This window comes from Natronococcus jeotgali DSM 18795, assembly GCF_000337695.1.
GTDB classification, from domain to species: domain Archaea; phylum Halobacteriota; class Halobacteria; order Halobacteriales; family Natrialbaceae; genus Natronococcus; species Natronococcus jeotgali.
In genome coordinates this window covers 17041-33793 of the sequence record NZ_AOIA01000141.1, presented here as the reverse complement: position 1 = coordinate 33793, position 16753 = coordinate 17041, and the positions used below count along the sequence as shown (strand labels likewise).

Here is a 16753-nt window from a genome sequence, read left to right as displayed (position 1 = left end):
CGTCAGGACGCGGTGAGCCGCCGCAGCCGTCGCCGGTGGGCCGTGACCGCGAGCGCGGCGAACCCGAGCAGGCCGAGTTGGAGGGGTCCGATCCGGACGACGACCGCCGTCGCGCCGAGGGGCAGCGGCGGGGAGACGATCGTCCAGCCGGACGCCCAGCTCGCCCGGAGCAGCCCGCCCGCGCCGAGCGCCAGCAGGAATCCCGGAACGATCGACGCCAGCCGATCCGCGTCGGCCGATCGCGGTCGACAGCCCGCGTCCTCGAGCGCGAACAGGACCGAGAGTCCGGCGCCGAGCAGCGCCGTCGAGACGATCGCTCCGGCGGGCGAACCGACGTTCTCCGCCGCCAACAGCCAGCAGATCCAGCCCGCCGCGACCGCGAGCGCGAGCCCGATTCGGCGGGGGCCGCGACCGACTCGCCAGCCGTCGACGGCCGCGGCGACGATCCGCGTCCGGACGAGCGTCCCGCAGACGAGGACGGCGACGCCGCCGAGCGCCGTCGCCGTCGTCCGCGAGCCGGCGACCAGGGCGAACCAGAGGCCGACCGAAACGGCCTCGACTGCGCCCGCCGAGACCGCGGTGGCGGCGTCGAAGACGCGCCGCCGCGTCGTCCGCCCGAAGACGCCCGACCGACGAAACACGCTCATACCCGTTCGTTCGGTCCATCCCCTTTCGTTATGTGATCGCTAGTTCCGTCTCGCACCGACGTTCTCTCCGCCCCCACTCGAGCGCCGAAGATGTTCGAGCAGCGCGGGGACAGTCGGCGAGTACTACCCCTTGTGGTCTGTTACTATTCGTCACGATGGACCGTCCCGTTGGATAGACCTATGTATCGGGATGCCAATGGCCGGTGTATGGAAGAGACCGAATCCGATCAGACGCTGTCGGAACTCGTCGTCAAGGAACTCGTCGGACAGGGACTCGACTCCTCGATGCGGGAGTCGATCATCGAGGCCGTCGAGGAGGCCGAGGGGAGCGACGGCGGCTCGCAGAACCTCCCGATCGCGGGCGCGCTGGTCGGCGTCGGCGCCGCGATCGGCTACCTCGCGGGTCGGGGATCGACCGACCTCGAGGACGTCTCCCTCGAGGACGTCGAGGAGCCCGAGATCATCGAGGACGTGACCGGCGGCGCCGAGGACGCCGAGACCGAGGCCGAAACCGAGGAGGCGGCCGAATCGGCCGAGGCCGAACCCGACGCCGAACTCGAGGACGGCGGCTCCTCGGGCTGGCTCGGTCGGCTGCTGCTCGCGGCCGGGCTGCTCGTCGGAATCGCCGCGTTGCGCCGTCGCTTCGGCGGCGACGCCGACGAGGACTGGGAGCCGATCGAGGAGTTCGAGCCGGCGACCGAGATCGACGCCGACGCCGACGAGGACGAAGACGAGGACGAGGAGCTCGAGGCCGAGGCCGGCGACGCCGACGAGGAGTAACTCGCGGACTCGTTCTTTCGGACGCCCTCGACGAAGGAGCTAAGGGGGCGACGCCGACACACTCCACTCGATGGAGACGACCCACCGCGTCGTCGTCGGCGACGCCCGCGAGCTCTCGGCGGTCGACGACGACTCCGTCGAGCTCGTCGTTACGTCCCCGCCGTATCCGATGATCGAGATGTGGGACGACCTCTTCACTACGCTCGATCCCGCGATCGGGACGGCCCTCGAGGACGGCGACGGACGGGCCGCCTTCGAGGCGATGCACGCCCAGCTCGAGGCCGTCTGGGACGAGCTCGAGCGCGTCCTCGTCGACGGCGGTATCGCCTGTATCAACGTCGGCGACGCGACCCGCACGCTCGACGACAGCTTCCGGGTCTACCCCAACCACGCCCGGGTGCTCGAGGCCTTCGAGGCCCGCGGGTTCGACCCGCTGCCGGACGTCCTCTGGCGCAAACCCGCAAACAGCGCGGCGAAGTTCATGGGCAGCGGGATGATCCCGCCCAACGCCTACGTCACGCTCGAGCACGAGTACGTCCTGCTCTTTCGCAACGGCGGGGAGAGTCGCTCGTTCGAACCGGGTGCCGATCGACGCTACGAGGCCGCGTACTTCTGGGAGGAGCGCAACCGCTGGTTCACCGACGTCTGGACCGACGTCCGGGGTGAGCTGCAGGCCCTCGAGGACGACCACGAGGAGCTCCGGGAGCGCTCGGCGGCTTACCCCCTCGAGATCCCCTACCGGCTGTGCTGTATGTACTCGACCTACGGCGACACCGTCCTCGACCCGTTCTGGGGGACGGGCACGACCTCGCTGGCGGCGCTGTGTGCCGGGCGGAACTCGATCGGGTACGAACTCGAGGACGCCTTCCGCGAGGTCTTCGCCGACCGCATCGAGGACGCGCCGGAGCTGTCGCGGACGATCGGGCGACGCCGCCTCGAGCGCCACCGCGAGTTCGTCGCCCAGCGCCGCCGCGAGGGCGAGGAGCTCTCCTACGAGGCCGTTCACTACGACACGCCCGTGATGACGAAGATGGAACGCGAGATACGGTTCCGCGAGGTCGGCGGGCTCGAGCCCCTCGAGGGCGGCGAGGGCTACCGGGCGGTCCACGAACCGCTCGTCCTCGAGTGAGGTCTCGAGGGCGGGCCCGACGAACCTTCCGGGACCGCTAGCGTTTTGCATGGTGACAACGCCCGTACGATCGATGGATACCGCAGTCGATCCGGACCGATTCGACTCGAGGCGCTCGACGGCCTACGCCAACCGCGGGATGGTCGCGACGAGCCAGCCCCTCGCCGCGGAGGCGGGCCTGTCGATCCTGCGGGAGGGCGGGAACGCCTTCGACGCCGCGGTCGCGACCGCGGCCGCGCTCAACGTCGTCGAACCCACCTCGACGGGACTTGGCGGGGACGTCTTCGCGCTGTACCGCACCGCCGACGGCGAGGTCGGCGCGATGCGCTCGTGTGGTCCCGCGCCGGCCGACGCGACGATCGAGAACGTCCGCGGCGCCCTCGCGGACGCCGACGACGTCTCGGCGTACTACCCCGAGTCCCGCGGATACGCCGTCGACGGCGGCGCCGGCGGCGACGAACTCGAGATGCCGTTCTTGGGTCCCCACGCCGTGACCGTGCCCGGGACGGCCCGCGGGTGGGAGGCGACGATCGAGGAGCTGGGGACGCTCTCGCTCGCGGAGGCCCTCGAGCCAGCGATTCACTACGCGACGGAGGGATATCCCGTCTCGCCGATCGTCGCGGGCCACTGGGCGGGCGCCGAGGAGCTCTTCACCGACGAGCACGCCCGCGAGGCCTACCTCTTCGGCGGCGAGGCGCCCGACGTCGGCCAGACGGTCACGCTGCCGCGGCTGGGCGACTCCCTCCGGCGGATCGCCGAGGAGGGTGCAGACGCCTTCTACGAGGGCGAGATCGCCGACGAGATCGTCGAGGAGATCCAGTCCGCAGGTGGCTTTCTGACCCGCGAGGACCTCGCCGAGTTCTCGCCGGAGTTCGTCGAGCCCGTCAGCACGACCTACAACGGCTGCGAGGTGTACGAACTCCCGCCGAACAACCAGGGGCTGGTCGCGCTCGAGGCGCTGAACATCGCCGAGGAGATCGGCGCGGGCGAGCACGACTACGACTCGCCCGAGCGGGTCCACGCCTTCGCGGAGGCGATGAAGCTGGCGTTCGTCGACGGCCACCACTACGTCGCCGACCCCGAGTTCGAGGAGGTCCCGCCGCTGGCCTCGAAGGCGTACGCCCGCGAGCGCGCCGACGCGATCGGCGACGCGCCGATCCGAGATCCCGAGATCGGGGTGCCGACGAGCGCGGCCGAGGACGCCGACACCGTCCTGCTCACGGTCGGGGACGAGGCGGGCAACCTCGTCTCCTACATCAACTCGCGGTTCGCCGGCTTCGGCAGCGGCCTGGTCGCCGGCGACACCGGGATCGCGCTCCAGAACCGCGGGGCGTCGTTCTCGCTCGACCCCGACCACCCCAACAGTCTCGAGCCGGGCAAGCGGCCGTTTCACACGCTGGTCCCCGCGATCGCGAAGCTCGAGGCGGACGACTGGCTCGCCTTCGGCGTCATGGGCGGGTACATGCAGCCCCAGGGCCACGTCCAGGTGCTCTCGAATCTCGTCGACTACGACATGGACCTCCAGGAGGCGCTCGACCGCCCGCGCTGGCGCTACCGCGAGGACGGCCAGCTCGCGATCGAGGAACGGCTGCCCGGTGCCGCCAAGCTCGCCCGCAAGGGCCACGACGTCCCCGTCCTCCCGCCGGTGATGTTCGGCGGGGCCCAGGCCGTCCGTCGAAACGGGGGGACGCTGTCCGGCGCGACCGAACCCCGTAAGGACGGCTCGCCGATCGGCTTCTGAGCCGTCGGCGACCCCGACGCCGGCGCACGATTGAACCGTCGCGACGTTTTTACCCGCGCCCACCCCAGCGGAGGTATGGATTCCGGACTCGAGCCCGCGGGGGCGACGCCCGTTCGCGCGCTCGTCGTCGGCTCGCACCCCTGGACCGAGCGCGCGGCGACCGCCCTCGCGGACCGCGACGCAGTCCGCGTCGACGCCGCTCCGTCCCGCGACCTCGCGTCCGAGCGACTCGCCGCCGTCGACTGCGTGCTGACCGACGATCGGGACGTCCTCCGCGAGGCGGGGGAGCGGCTCCCGGTGGTCTTCGTCGTCGACGACGTCCTCGAGGCCGACGTCGACGCGTTGCTCTCCGCGGGCGCGGCCGACGTCGTCGGCGCGCGGGAGAGCGAACGCCCGTCGGTCCTTACACAGCGGCTTCGGCTGTCGGTCGCGTCGGGCGACCGCCCGGAGTCGCGGTACCGGTCGCTGCTCGAGCACTCCTCGGACCTGATGCTCGTCTTCGACGACGCGGGACGACTCGCCGACGCGGGACCGGGCCTCGAGCGCGTCACCGGGCTCGAGGCGACCCCGTTCGACGTCGATCGGATCTTCGACGCCGTCCACCCCGAGGACAGGGCGGTCGTCGCGGACGCGTTCGACGCCGTCCGCGCCGACCCGCCGGGAGAGACGCGGACCGTCAGCTACCGCTATCGCCGGGACGGCTCCTGGCGCGTTCACGAGGCGACCCTCGCGAACCACCTCGACGATCCCGACGTCGGCGGGGTGGTCGCCTCCGTTCGGGACGTCACCCGCTACTACCGGCTCGAGCGCGGACTGGCCGAGTCCCTCGAGCGTGTCAGCGACGCGTTCTACGCCCTCGACTCGGACTGGCGGTTCACGTACGTCAACAACCGGGCCGTGGAGCTGCTGGGCTCTCCCCGGTCGGCACTGCTCGGCGAGGACGTCCGAGAGCTGTTCCCCCACGGGTTCCGCTCGGAGCTGTTCGAGCGGTTCGAGGAGGCGATGGACCGACAGGAGTCGGTCTCCTGGGACCGCTACTCGGAGTCGCTGGGTATCTGGATGGAGATCCACGCCTACCCGTCCGAGACCGGACTCTCGGTCTACTTCCGGGACATCACCGATCGGATCGAGCGCGAGCGGAAGTTGGCCGAACGAACCGAGCGTCTACGGATGGTCGTCGAGAACGCGCCCGTCATCCACTACGTCCTCGACGACGAGGGGACGGTTACGCTCTCGGAGGGGCGAGGCCTGGAGAACATCGGCTTCGAGTCGACCGAGGCCCTCGGCGAGTCCTTCTTCGAGCTCTTCGAGGCGTACCCCGAGATCCGCGCCGACGCGAGGGCGGCCCTCGAGGGCGAGTCCGTCCACGAGGAGCGCCGGATCCGCGATCGGACGTTCGAGTCGTGGTACCGCCCCGTCGTCGAGGACGGCGCGGTTACCCGCGTCATCGGCGTCGCGATCGACGTCACCGAGCGCGCCCAGTACCGAGACGCGCTGAACGCGCTCCACGAGGCCACCAGTCACCTGCTGACCGTCGACTCCAAGGCGGAAGCCTGCGAGTACATCGTCGACGTCGCCGACGAGATCCTCGACCTCGACAGCATCGTCTACCGGTTCGACGAGTGCCGCAACGAACTCGTGCCGGCGGCGTACTCGAGCGAGCTCGAGCGGGCGGTCGGCACGCCGCCGCACCTCGAACCCGACGAGGGGATCACCTGGGAGACGTTCGCTACCGGCGAGCCGTCGGTGTTCCGTGACGTCCGCGAATCCGAACACGTCTACGACGCCTCGACGAGCGTCCGGAGCGGCCTCTACATCCCGCTGGGCGAACACGGCGTCTTCGCGGCGGTGTCGACCGCCGCCGACCGGTACGACGAGGACACCGTCGAGCTGGTCCAGCTGTTCGCGACCACCGCCGAGGCGGCGCTCGACCGGATCGGGCAGACCCGCCGCCTCCACGACAGCGAGCGCGAGCTGAAACGACAGAACCGTCACCTCGAGCGGCTGAACGCCGCCAGTCGGGTGCGCCAGCGAATCGAGGAACACCTGCTGCGGGCCGACTCGCGGGAGGCGATCGAACGGGGGGTCTGCAACACGCTCGTCGAGACCGACGGCTGCTCGTTCGCCTGGATCGGCGACCCCGACCCGAGCGGGAGTCGGATCCGACCCCGGGCCCGCGCCGGCCTCGAGCGGGGCTACCTCGAGGCGATCACGGCGACGGCCGTCGACGACTCCGCCGCGGAGCCGTCGGGCCGAGCCGCCCGAACCCGTCGTCAGGTCGTCGTCGGAAACGTCGCCGACAACGTCCAGGACGGGGCCTGGCGAACCGACGCGCTCTCGCGGAGCTTCCAGTCGGTGCTCTCGGTACCGCTGGTGTACGACGGCCACCTCTACGGCGTGCTCTCGGCGTACGGCGACGAACCGAACGCCTTCGACGAGTCGTTCGAGTCGGTCCTCGCCGAGCTCGGAGAGACGATCGCGTACGCGATCGACGCCGTGCAGCGAAAGAACGCGCTGCTCGAGGACGAGGTCACGGAGGTCGAACTCGCGCTGACGACCGCGTCGCCGCTGTGTCGGTTCGCCGACCGCCTCGACCGCCGGCTCGCGTTCGAGGGAGCGACCCTGCAGGACGACGGCGCCGCGCTCGCGTTCGTCTCCCTCGAGCCCGCGATCGACGCCGACGAGCTCGAGGCGTCGGTCGAGGGAGTCGAGAACCCGACGGTGTTGACCGCCTCGGCGGACCGCACGCTCGTCCAGCTCCGGGTGACGGGACCGTTCGTCGGAACGGTCGTCGGGAACCACGGCGCCACGCTGCGCGAGCTGGTCTGCGACGGGACGGACCGCCGAGCGACAGTCGATCTCCCCGCGGGACTCGAACTCCGGACCGTTCTCTCGGCGCTCGAGCGCCGCGGTCTCTCGGCCTCGATGATCGCGCGGCGGGACCGCCCCTCGAACGACGGCCCCTCGCTCGGCGGGCCGGCGCGCAAGGCGCTCCTCGAACAGCTCACGCCCCGCCAACGGGAGGTCGTCCGGACGGCGTACCACAGCGGCTTTTTCGAGTGGCCCCGCCGGACGACGGGCGAGGCGGTCGCCGACTCGCTGTCGATCTCGCCGCCGGCCTTTCACAAGCACGTGCGGTACGTCGAGGGGAAGCTCTTCGGGACGCTGTTCGAGGGCGTGACGACCGACGGTTAATATCTTAACCGCCGATCCGACCACCCGTTACACGGTTAACGATCAGACTCTTTGCCCGGAGTCGAGAAGGATCGTCGTCGACTCACAGTGGGGCACTATGACTGAAACGACGCCACAATCGATCTCCGTATCGACGACCGACTGCTACGTCACCCAGTACGACCGACTCGACGACGCGCCGCTCAGCGTCGCGGTCGCCGAGGCGGTCGCGACCTACCGCGACGCCGATCCGATCGATCTCGAGCCGCTGTACTACGCGGTCAACCCGGAGGCGCTCGAGCGCCTGTTCGAGCCCCGGGCCGACGGCCTCCGGAGCGACGGCTCGGTAACCTTCGAGTACAACGACTGTTCGGTCACCGTTACCGCCGACGGCGAGATCCGCGTTACGGCCGCCTAGTTCCGGCGCCGCGTTCGCTCGACGAGATCCCGTCGCGTTCTCGACCCGAACCGAGGACCGCTCGTAGCCACCTCGTACCACGGTGTATAAACACATTATATTGTAATTATTCCACCACCGAAACGGCTATGCGTTCTCGATGGGAACGGCGGGCCATGTCGAAACACACCACCCAAACGATGAAAGACGTCAGCCACACGCCCCCGAACGGCGACTCCGTGACGAACGTCTGGTCTCGAGGTCGGGACGAGGGGGCGTAGCCGGCCACCGGAGTCGGCTCGTACAGGAGTGGCGAATCGTTCGACGCGAGAGGCCGGCGACACACGGCCGAGATCCTACACCGACGTGTCGCGTCGTTCCCGACCGTAGAGGTCGAACGCGACCTTGGCTGCGCCGAGGACGACGGGACCGACGAACAGCCCGACGGCGCCCAGCACCGCGACGCCGCCGAAGATGCCCACGACGATGACCGCCGAGCTGAGCGCGCCGCTTTTGCCGATGATCGCCGGTCGGAGGTACATGTCGGAGGCGCTGACGAGCGCGCCGTAACCGGCCAACCCCAGCGCTGCCAGCGGGCGGCCGACGGCGAGGAGGTAGCCCGACGCCGGCACCCAGACGCCGAACGCACCGACGAGCGGGAGCAGCGCGAGCACGAACGCCGCGACCGTCAGGAAGACGACGCCCGACACCTCGAGCACCCACAGGCCGGCACCGAGCAGCGCCGCCTGAACGGCCGAGACGATCACGTTGCCGACCACCGACGCCCACATGAGCCGATCCAGTTCGGCGAACAGTTCGTCCCTGGCGTCGTCGCCGATCGGCACGACCGTCTGGAGCCAGTCGACGAAGCGATCCCCGTCCCGGAGCAACCCGAAGAGGACGAACGCCGTCACCGTGAGCCCGAACGCGATCGACGGGAGCCCGCCGAGGAACTCGAGGGCGCCCGTCACCGCCCCGTGAAGCCCGTGGAGGCCGTCGTCGATCTGGCTCTGATTGGCCTCGTACGCCGCAAGCGCGGCCTCGGGGTCGAACCGGTAGCCGAACGCCTCGAGTCGCCGTTGAACCGCCGCCGCGTCCAGTCCCCGCCGCTGAACGGTGTCCGCGAGCGCGGCGGCCTGGCGGACGGCGACGACGAGGACGTACAACACCGGCAGGACCAGCGCGAGTAGCGAGCCTGCCAGTAGCGACACCGCCGACGCAGTCGGACTCAGCACCCGCTCGAGGGCGGCCTGGGCGGGCGCGAGGACGTACGCGAGCACGACGGCGAGCAACACGTACTGGAGGTACGGCAGGACGAGCGCCAGCGCGAGAACGCCGCTGACCGCCGCGACGATCCCGAGTGCGGTCTGTTCGGCGAGCCCCTGGGAGTCGGCCATAGTCCGCCAGTAGAACGCCCCGTCCAAAAGAGAGTCGAGTTCCGGTCGCGGCCTCGGGGACGGCGCGCCGACCGATCGGCCGCAAGACCGCTCGAGGGACCGCTGTTACTACGGCTACACTCACACGTCGCTTATCCGGTTCGCGCGCCCCGGTACGGTATGGTGGACGAATCACGCGGACTCGCCGTCTGTGCGACGTGTGGACGGACATACGCGGCCAGGGAGCTCGCCGACGGCAGCATGATGCCGATCGGCAGTCCCGGCGGCTGCAAGTCCTGCGGTTGCACGACGTTCGAAGCCTTTTCGACTCCCGGAAGTGACTCGGAAGGGACCGACGTTCGGGGGTGAGACGGACGGCTCGAGCGCGGGTCGACCTACGCGATCACGGAGACCAGCCCGCCCCCGACGACGGCCAACCCACCGAGACCGAAACAGACCGCCGCGAAGGGGATCCGCTCGACGACCCGCATCAACGCGTCGATCGTCAGGTATCCCACGGCGGCGCTCACCGCGAGCGCGGTGACCGCAGGCCCGACGCCGATTCCGGGCACCCCGCCGGCGTCCGCCATCGTGAGCGCGGCCGCCCCGAGACTGGCGGGAATCGAGAGCAAAAACGAGAGTCGGAACGCGGCGGGCGGTTCGTAGCTTCTGAACAGGAGCGCGCTCGTCGTGACGCCGGAGCGAGAGATCCCGGGGAGGATCGCGAGCCCCTGTACGCTCCCGACGACGAGCGAATCCACCAGGGTGGGGTCGTCGCGCCCGCCCATCGAAACCGACTCCGAGGTGAGCTGGACGACGCCCGTCAGTATCAACAGGATGCCGATCCCGGTAACGAAGAGCCCGCCCGACACCTGGCCGGCGAGATCGACCGCGAAGACGTACAGTGGAATGCCGATGACACCGGTCATCAGGCTGGCGACGATCACGTAGGTCGCGATCGCACTGTCGCCGTCGTAGGCCGACGTCGGACGCCAGTCCGGGACGCTTGCGAGCGCGGTCGCGATGTCGTCCCGGTAGTACGTCGCCGCGGAGAGGGTCGTTCCAACCTGAAAGAACAGCGCAAGTTGCACCGCCGCCTCCGGGTCCACCCGCATGATCGCGAGCACCATCGAGAGGTTCCCCTGGCTCGAGACCGGCAACCACTCCACGATCCCCTGGACGACTCCCGCGACGATCGCGATCAGATACTCCCGCATCGGTGGGTTCCGGTTCGACGCAGTTCCCAGGTGCACATAGTCGTTGGCATCGCGTCCGCCCCGGGGACGGCCGACGGTAGACTCCTCTCCACCCGAACGCCTTGTCGCTCGTCTACGACCCGTGACGAATCGGAAAAGCGTCCGGGGAGCCACTGCGGAACGTTCCGTCGACGATCGTATTGGCCCCGCGAGCGAGGGGAGACGGCTCGGTGACGTTCGCGAGCGTCTCGAGCAGTCCGTCGTGCGGCTGGGTCCGCTGTCCGACGTCGGAGGGGCCGTGGATCGTGAGGTGCGTCGTTTCGGCGGCGGAGCTCCGTGTTCACTCGTCGTCGAACACCCACCCACCAGTAATCGCATCGGATCGCTTCAACTTCTATAAGAGAAGTAGCGTTTTGGGAAGATCCGAAACGATTCCAGGCCCGGCAGTTCAGTTATCCGTGAGAGTCACCTCGTGATCTGCGGCACGATCGGTCCGATCGCGACCACGCCAGGAGATCTCGAACGACCACGTCTCGCCGGCCCGGAGGTCGGTTACGTTGGTCCAGTTGTCTCCGAGAACGACGCCGTTTTCGTCGTAAACGGTTGCGGTCGCAGCAACGTAATCAACGTCCTCATCGGTCGTACTGTCGACTTCGCCGCGAACGACGGCCTCGTCTTCGCCGACTTCCATCTCGCTGCTGGCGAGCTCGATCCCGTCCGGTTTGGAGCCGTCGCGCTCGTTGAACTCGCCCTCGAGTTCGTAGTCTTCGATACTCTCCGCGCTGCTGCCGAGATAGTACACGCGAGCTTCCCAGGTCTCGCCTGCCGGCAGTGTGATGAGGTACTGTGTATCGTTATCGAGATAGTTACCGTCGCTGTCGTACCAGTCCGACTGAATCTCAATATTTCCAGATAGCGCATCTCCGGTGTTTTCGACCGTGGCTTCGACGTAGACGTCGGTCGAAAACTCGCCTTCGTCGACTACTAACTCGTGGTCGACGATCTCGACTGCGGCCTCCCCACCGTTGTCCCCTTCGGTGTCGCCGTTGGCGGAGGCATTTCCGTTCTCGTCGTCCCGTGTACCCCCCTCGACATCTTGGGGCTCATCGCCAGTACAGCCAGCGAGTGCGACAGTCGTCAGCCCACCGACCCCTATAATCGCCTTTCGTCGTGTTAGATCCGTCATTGTTGCTACATCCCCCACATGGGGAAGACGCCTCGCCCGCTGTGACACGGGATACACCGCCGAAACGTAATGTGGTGGGAACGTGAAAGCCACCGGGAATTACCGTAGCTACCTATTTATATCTTAAAAAGTAACTCGTACTGATTAGTACAACTGCCTGATGGTTACCTTTGGCTGACTTCGAGTAATATGAAACGGGTGGGTGAGTTATTCAACTCATCAGTACCGCTCTCGAAGAGCAGCCGATGAGAGGAGTACCGGGGCGATAGTCTACGGCTCGCGATAGAACGGTTGAACCGAACGAGTCCGGTATCGCGTTGTGGAGACTGCTGACAGTGCGAACTGCGCCATCGCTTGCGATCGCTGCACCAAGGTTCGCGACAGCACTCGAGCCGACGGGATAGTGCACGAACTCCCGTCGAAAAACGGAGGGCCGATCGAATCGCGCCGTACCACGCACCCTGCAAGTAGCACACCGAAGGCCGCTGCCATAAGCTTTCTCGCACCCACATCGACGACCGCCGATCGGGCGGGTGACTACGAGCGCAGTTTCACTCGCTGTCTCGCCGCTCGTCTTCCCGGGCCGCGAGCGCCCCGCAACGTTCGCTCCGGGTACGTCACTCGAGTTCGGGTATCGACTTTCTTCGCAGCGGTACCCTCTCCGACCGTGACGGATCTGAAGTCGGCACGCGTGGAGGGATCCGAATCGATCGCCGCACGCCTCTACTGACCGACTCGCCCGCTCCCCTGTGTTTGCAGGGCGAGCATTCCTTGCCTGGTACCCTCACAATACTGTGAGGTGAATTCCCATGGACGAGTGTCCCGTTTGTGGCGAAGAGCTATACGAGGACGACGAACAGATCGTGACCCGACATAACTCGGAGGAGTTCCGCTTTTGCTCCACCGACCATCGGGACGAATTCGAAGAGCAGCCTGGAGAGTACGTCTAACCGGGCGACAACCGACTCCCCTTTTCGAGAGTGCGACGCGCTCGCGTGCTACTCGAGCCGCGCTCGACGAGCACCCGCCGTCGGCTACGAACCCGCTCGCACGTTCGAAGGTAGCATCGGCGGGAACCGCTTCTCGGCGTGACCTCCCGAGCTCGCTGCGCCTCCGAACGGACCAGGTCGTCGAATCGCGGTCGTCGATTCCGACGTCACGCTGTCACTCCGTTGGTGCGGCTCGAGGACGCTACAAACCGCTATCTGCTACGGGATAGACACTGCGGGAGTTCGAGGACCGTTCCGTAGTTGTCACTCGTCTACGACTCGTCACTCACTACGTTCGTGATATCGCGTAGAATGGAAGTGCCCGGGGAGGGATCCAAATCCTACCTTTACATGCCCGTACAAATAGTATAAGTCATGACCTCGAATCCGGAGCAGTCGATCAAACGGCTCCGCGAGCGGATTGACGAAGCCGAGAACATGAGCGAGGCTGACGCCAAGATCCTTCGGCGCATGTCCGATCGCATCCGTATCCTCGGGCCCTCGAAGTACTCCGACTTCGCTCACGAGAAGTACCTCATGCGAGCCGTGAAGATGGCCCAGGAGGTCGGTGGTCTCGCCGACGCCCTCGAGGACCGAGACGCTGCCGAGCGCCTCGTCGCCTGGATCAATACCGAGAAGGCCGATTCCGCCGAGACGAACAAAGACTATCGCGTCACGCTCCGGCAGTTCGGTAAACTCGCCAGCGACGACGTCGACGAGATCCCGGAGAGCCTCGAGTGGATCCCCGGTGGCTATCCGAGCAACTACGATCCCGCCCCGGATCCCGGCGACATGCTTCGCTGGGAGGAGGACATCCTCCCGATGATCGACGCCTGTGCGAACCTCCGCGATCGCGCACTGATCGCCCTCGCTTGGGACCTCGGTCCTCGACCCTTCGAACTGTTTGAGCTGACGACGAAGCAGATCTCCGACCACAAATACGGGCTCCAAGTCACCGTCAACGGGAAGCAGGGCCGGCGATCGCCCGTCCTGATCCCGTCGGTCCCCTACGTCAACCGCTGGCTCGAGGTTCATCCAGGAAGCGGGAGCGATCCGCTGTGGTGCAACCTCAACACCGGCGACTCGATCTCGAACAATCGCGTCCGAGACATCCTGAAAGAGAAGGCACGAAAGGCCGACGTCGACCGACCGGTGACGCCCTCGAACTTCCGAAAGTCTTCGGCGTCCCATCTCGCCAGCCAGGGTGTCTCCCAGGCTCACCTCGAGGATCATCACGGGTGGACGCGTGGCTCGGACATCGCTGCTCGGTATGTCTCGGTCTTCGCTGACGCAAACGACCGCGAGATTGCAAAGGCGCATGGACTCGACGTCCAGGAGGACGAGCATGACGACCTCGCGCCCGCTGTCTGTCACCGATGTGACCGAGAGACTCCACGAGAGAACGACGTCTGCGTCTGGTGTGGTGCAGCGCTCAGCCAGCGTGCCATCGACGAGGACGACGAACTCGAACGTCGCTGGATGGAGTCCGCCGGCTCTGTCAGCGAGGCCGAAAGCCTCTCGCTCGATGACGTTATGGAGGCGCGGGACGCCGTCGACGACAACGCTGCGCTCCGGCGACTGCTCCTTGGTGACGGCTGAGGTCGACATCTAATCGTCACCCCCATCGGCGATCTCGAGGATCCGCTCGATGTCATCCGCGATCGGAAGGTCGGACTCGGCGATTCGCTCGAATAGCTCTCGGTTCTCCTCGACGGTCTCTTTCGCTTCGGCTTCGGGATCTGGAATTTTCGTGTTCATCGTGGGTCCTCGAGCTGATCGCGGACGTACGCTTGCTCGCTCTCTGGGCGGTCACTGAGGGCAAGACAGGTTCGAACATGGCCGTCATACTCGATGAAAACAACGTCCCCTTCGGGGTAGCAGTAGGCTGTGCTTCCCTCCTCGGCACTCGGATAGTGGACTGGCTCCGCCTCGTCGAATGCGCCACGAGGATCGGTCCAGGGCGCTTGCGAGCGGTCGAACCACATCTCACTGACGTGGTTGTCCCAGCGTTCGGCCAGTTCAGTATCGGGAGTCGTGTTCACTGTGAGTCACCCCCGTCGCGTTTGAACTCTACTGAATCAGACCCATGGGCTCCCACCCCGGTGCTTCCGGAGCTCGTATTCATTCGAACATCGGTGTTCTCGTCGACGCGCTGAAGGATCGACGCACGCCAGGTGTGGCTGACTGCTGATTGGAGGGCCTCGTCGACCTCCGGGTTCTCGATCTCTTCTTGGAGTGCCTCGAGTATCGAGCAGACGTCATCGATCTCCTCGACTATCTCGCGGTCACCGATCTGGAGCCTGCCGTTTGGCCCTTTGGTGATCGTCTCGCGTCGGAAGACCTCCTCAAGACCGCCGCCGTCTGTCCGAAGTTCGCGATCGTCGTTGTCCTGGTTGAACCCATTCTCGGCAAGGACATCGGCCGGCGATCGGCCGTACTTCGATTGATCCTCCTCGATACCGAGCACCTGCTTTGCGCAGGTTTTGCAGAGTCGGGCGTGAAGTTCTGGATTAGGGATGTTATCGGGATCGAATGTCCAGGGCGTCGCCGATCGTTCGTACTGACACGCTGAGTCGGGATCGTCGCGAGTGCAGTCTTCGGCGGGGATGTGGATCGCCGACGCTCGTCGGCCCTGAAACTGAATCCAGAACGGTACTTCGGCGCGGACGGCGTCAACGTCGATCCCGCCGTCGGTCACCAGCTTGCTCGCGCGCTCGAACGCCGCGTCCGCGGGAACCGTCTCTCGACGTGCCCCCTCGAGTTCGGCGACACAATCTTCGCAGACTGGGGCGTTGTACTCCTCGGGGACATAGCGGAGATCTTCTGCGCTGCGCTCGAGTGGCGTTTCCATGTCAACACCGCAGGCGCACTCGTGGGTCTCGCCGTCGAACGCGACCGAGGCGTGCCAGAGATCGGTCTCGAGGATCCAGTGGTTGACGTCTCGGTCGACAGCAGTGCCGAGTCGGTCCTCGAGCTCCTCCATTCGGCAGCACTCGCACAGATACTCGCGGTTCCCGCAGGTCGAGCAACTACGCATCGTTCTCTCCCTCCATCGTGGGTTGGGTGACTAGGTTCTCGTCGTTACCGTCGTCGACAAAGATCGCATTGTCACCGATGTCGTCCATCGCGTCCGCGACACCGCGATCGAGCGCTCCAACGACCTCGTAGCGGACCGTCATCGGCCGGTACCTCCGACAGCGATGACGTAGCCGGTCTCGACCCACTTCTCGTCAGTCTCACCTTCGACCCGGTAGCGCTGGCCGCCGAATGCCGGCTTCCCTTCGGAGATCTCGAGATCAGGCTGGCTGTCTTCAACCTCGTCGAACTCGCGGGCGACTTGGCCGTTCTCGAGGCGCTCGAGGACACCGGCGATCGCGCCGGAAAGATTATTCTCCTCGCGTGCGGACGATTCGACTGGATGAGGATCCGTTCCTGCACAACCTCTCGTCTGTGCTGTCGCGTCCTCGCGCGGGAGCGTTTTTCGCGAACAGTTCGTCTCGGGAGTGTCATCCCAACCATTCGGACGGCCGGATATTCCGTTTTCCGTGGGGCAATTCCTATTTGCCCTGCTGTCTTCGTTTGACATGGCTTGCGAAATCCCGTGTGAGGGGAGTCGGAAGCCACCCCGGCGTGCTGATGACACGCCGGACACGTTTTCGCGTCCGGAGGGGCGGCTTCCATTAAGCAGTTTTTACTGTGATGACTTAATATTACCGACGCTTAGGTACCTCCGCTAAGTCAACGGTGGTACTATATGATACCATACCGTTGGTAACATATATCCTTATGACCAAGTACGAGCCAATGCGGCTCTCCCTCCCGACCGATCGGCTCATTCTCGAAACGCTACTTGAAGGTCGGAACCTAGCTGCGAACATCGCCGAAAGTGTTGACCGGAGCCGAAACTACCTCAATCAGCGGATGGCACTGCTTCACGATTACGGGCTCGTGGCGAAGGTTGGTCCGGTTGAGGGAACCGGGCTCTACGAGATCACGCCGAAGGGAGTCGCTGCCTTGCGCTTGATCGACGAATACGAGGAGGGGCCTGAATTCGAGAACCTTGTCGAAGAACGCGCAGAGCTGATCGAGGTTCGCCCGCCTGCGATTATCGACGAGAGAGCCGATGAATCCTAACACC

At 66.4% G+C, this 16753-nt stretch carries 18 protein-coding genes; 9 read left to right on the top strand and 9 right to left on the bottom strand.

Translation table 11 applies throughout. The features are described 5' to 3' along the window. Positions 1 to 2: 2 nt before the first annotated feature. A complete protein-coding gene (locus C492_RS16030; RefSeq protein ID WP_008425551.1) occupies positions 3 to 647 on the bottom strand; it encodes a hypothetical protein in 645 nt (214 codons plus the stop codon). 207 nt (positions 648 to 854) lie between these two features. On the opposite strand from C492_RS16030, the gene C492_RS16025 reads away from it, so the two are divergent. From C492_RS16025 to C492_RS16005, 5 genes are all read left to right on the top strand, one after another. After that, a complete protein-coding gene (locus C492_RS16025) occupies positions 855 to 1427 on the top strand; it encodes a hypothetical protein (protein WP_008425549.1) in 573 nt (190 codons plus the stop codon). A gap of 70 nt (positions 1428 to 1497) precedes the next feature. Further along, complete coding sequence (locus C492_RS16020) at positions 1498 to 2556, top strand: DNA-methyltransferase (protein WP_008425547.1); 1059 nt, start codon at positions 1498 to 1500, stop codon at positions 2554 to 2556. Positions 2557 to 2629: 73 nt separating this feature from the next. Next, positions 2630 to 4297: a gamma-glutamyltransferase gene (gene ggt, locus C492_RS16015; protein ID WP_008425545.1), complete on the top strand. Its 1668-nt coding sequence runs from the start codon at positions 2630 to 2632 to the stop codon at positions 4295 to 4297. A gap of 75 nt (positions 4298 to 4372) precedes the next feature. Then, on the top strand, positions 4373 to 7492 hold the full coding sequence (locus tag C492_RS16010; protein WP_008425544.1) for a PAS domain S-box protein: 3120 nt from the start codon (positions 4373 to 4375) through the stop codon (positions 7490 to 7492). A 97-nt stretch (positions 7493 to 7589) separates the two neighbouring features. Continuing rightward, positions 7590 to 7889, top strand: coding sequence for a HalOD1 output domain-containing protein (locus tag C492_RS16005; protein WP_008425542.1), 300 nt, complete (start codon positions 7590 to 7592; stop codon positions 7887 to 7889). A 335-nt stretch (positions 7890 to 8224) separates the two neighbouring features. Here the strand turns inward: C492_RS16005 and C492_RS16000 are convergent, their stop codons facing one another. Continuing rightward, entirely contained in the window at positions 8225 to 9265 is a 1041-nt protein-coding gene (locus tag C492_RS16000; RefSeq protein WP_049893136.1) for an AI-2E family transporter, read from the bottom strand. Between the two features lie 159 nt (positions 9266 to 9424). Here C492_RS16000 and C492_RS23875 point away from each other — a divergent pair, with 159 nt between their 5' ends. Beyond that, positions 9425 to 9613 (top strand): hypothetical protein, encoded by a 189-nt coding sequence (locus C492_RS23875; RefSeq protein WP_152424935.1) that lies wholly within the window; start codon positions 9425 to 9427, stop codon positions 9611 to 9613. Positions 9614 to 9639: 26 nt separating this feature from the next. On the opposite strand, the gene C492_RS15995 is transcribed toward C492_RS23875, so the two are convergent. Both C492_RS15995 and C492_RS15990 read right to left on the bottom strand, forming a co-directional pair. Beyond that, the gene (locus C492_RS15995) at positions 9640 to 10461 is read right to left on the bottom strand and encodes an undecaprenyl-diphosphate phosphatase (RefSeq protein ID WP_008425538.1); all 822 of its coding nucleotides are present in this window, start codon (positions 10459 to 10461) and stop codon (positions 9640 to 9642) included. A 427-nt stretch (positions 10462 to 10888) separates the two neighbouring features. Next, the gene (locus C492_RS15990) at positions 10889 to 11719 is read right to left on the bottom strand and encodes an FxLYD domain-containing protein (RefSeq protein WP_239643456.1); all 831 of its coding nucleotides are present in this window, start codon (positions 11717 to 11719) and stop codon (positions 10889 to 10891) included. A 716-nt stretch (positions 11720 to 12435) separates the two neighbouring features. Here C492_RS15990 and C492_RS15985 point away from each other — a divergent pair. Then, positions 12436 to 12576 (top strand): TRASH domain-containing protein, encoded by a 141-nt coding sequence (locus C492_RS15985; protein WP_008425535.1) that lies wholly within the window; start codon positions 12436 to 12438, stop codon positions 12574 to 12576. 414 nt (positions 12577 to 12990) lie between these two features. Beyond that, positions 12991 to 14214 carry a tyrosine-type recombinase/integrase gene (locus C492_RS15980; RefSeq protein WP_008425533.1) on the top strand — a complete coding sequence of 408 codons (1224 nt, stop codon included), beginning with the start codon at positions 12991 to 12993 and terminating at the stop codon, positions 14212 to 14214. Positions 14215 to 14223: 9 nt separating this feature from the next. On the opposite strand, the gene C492_RS24280 is transcribed toward C492_RS15980, so the two are convergent. From C492_RS24280 to C492_RS15965, 5 genes are read right to left on the bottom strand one after another with little or no spacing between them, the layout of a single operon-like run. After that, the gene (locus C492_RS24280; protein WP_160167003.1) at positions 14224 to 14373 is read right to left on the bottom strand and encodes a hypothetical protein; all 150 of its coding nucleotides are present in this window, start codon (positions 14371 to 14373) and stop codon (positions 14224 to 14226) included. Further along, complete coding sequence (locus C492_RS15975) at positions 14370 to 14657, bottom strand: hypothetical protein (RefSeq protein ID WP_008425532.1); 288 nt, start codon at positions 14655 to 14657, stop codon at positions 14370 to 14372. The genes C492_RS24280 and C492_RS15975 overlap by 4 nt, the downstream gene beginning before the upstream one ends. Continuing rightward, the gene (locus C492_RS15970; RefSeq protein ID WP_008425530.1) at positions 14654 to 15598 is read right to left on the bottom strand and encodes a hypothetical protein; all 945 of its coding nucleotides are present in this window, start codon (positions 15596 to 15598) and stop codon (positions 14654 to 14656) included. The genes C492_RS15975 and C492_RS15970 overlap by 4 nt, the downstream gene beginning before the upstream one ends. Before the next feature lie 46 nt (positions 15599 to 15644). Next, entirely contained in the window at positions 15645 to 15794 is a 150-nt protein-coding gene (locus C492_RS24275; protein ID WP_160167002.1) for a hypothetical protein, read from the bottom strand. Then, positions 15791 to 16201 carry a hypothetical protein gene (locus tag C492_RS15965; RefSeq protein WP_008425528.1) on the bottom strand — a complete coding sequence of 137 codons (411 nt, stop codon included), beginning with the start codon at positions 16199 to 16201 and terminating at the stop codon, positions 15791 to 15793. The genes C492_RS24275 and C492_RS15965 overlap by 4 nt, the downstream gene beginning before the upstream one ends. A 200-nt stretch (positions 16202 to 16401) precedes the next feature. Here C492_RS15965 and C492_RS15960 point away from each other — a divergent pair, with 200 nt between their 5' ends. Continuing rightward, positions 16402 to 16749, top strand: a complete 348-nt coding sequence (locus tag C492_RS15960) for a winged helix-turn-helix domain-containing protein (protein WP_239643455.1) — start codon at positions 16402 to 16404, stop codon at positions 16747 to 16749. Positions 16750 to 16753: the final 4 nt, after the last annotated feature.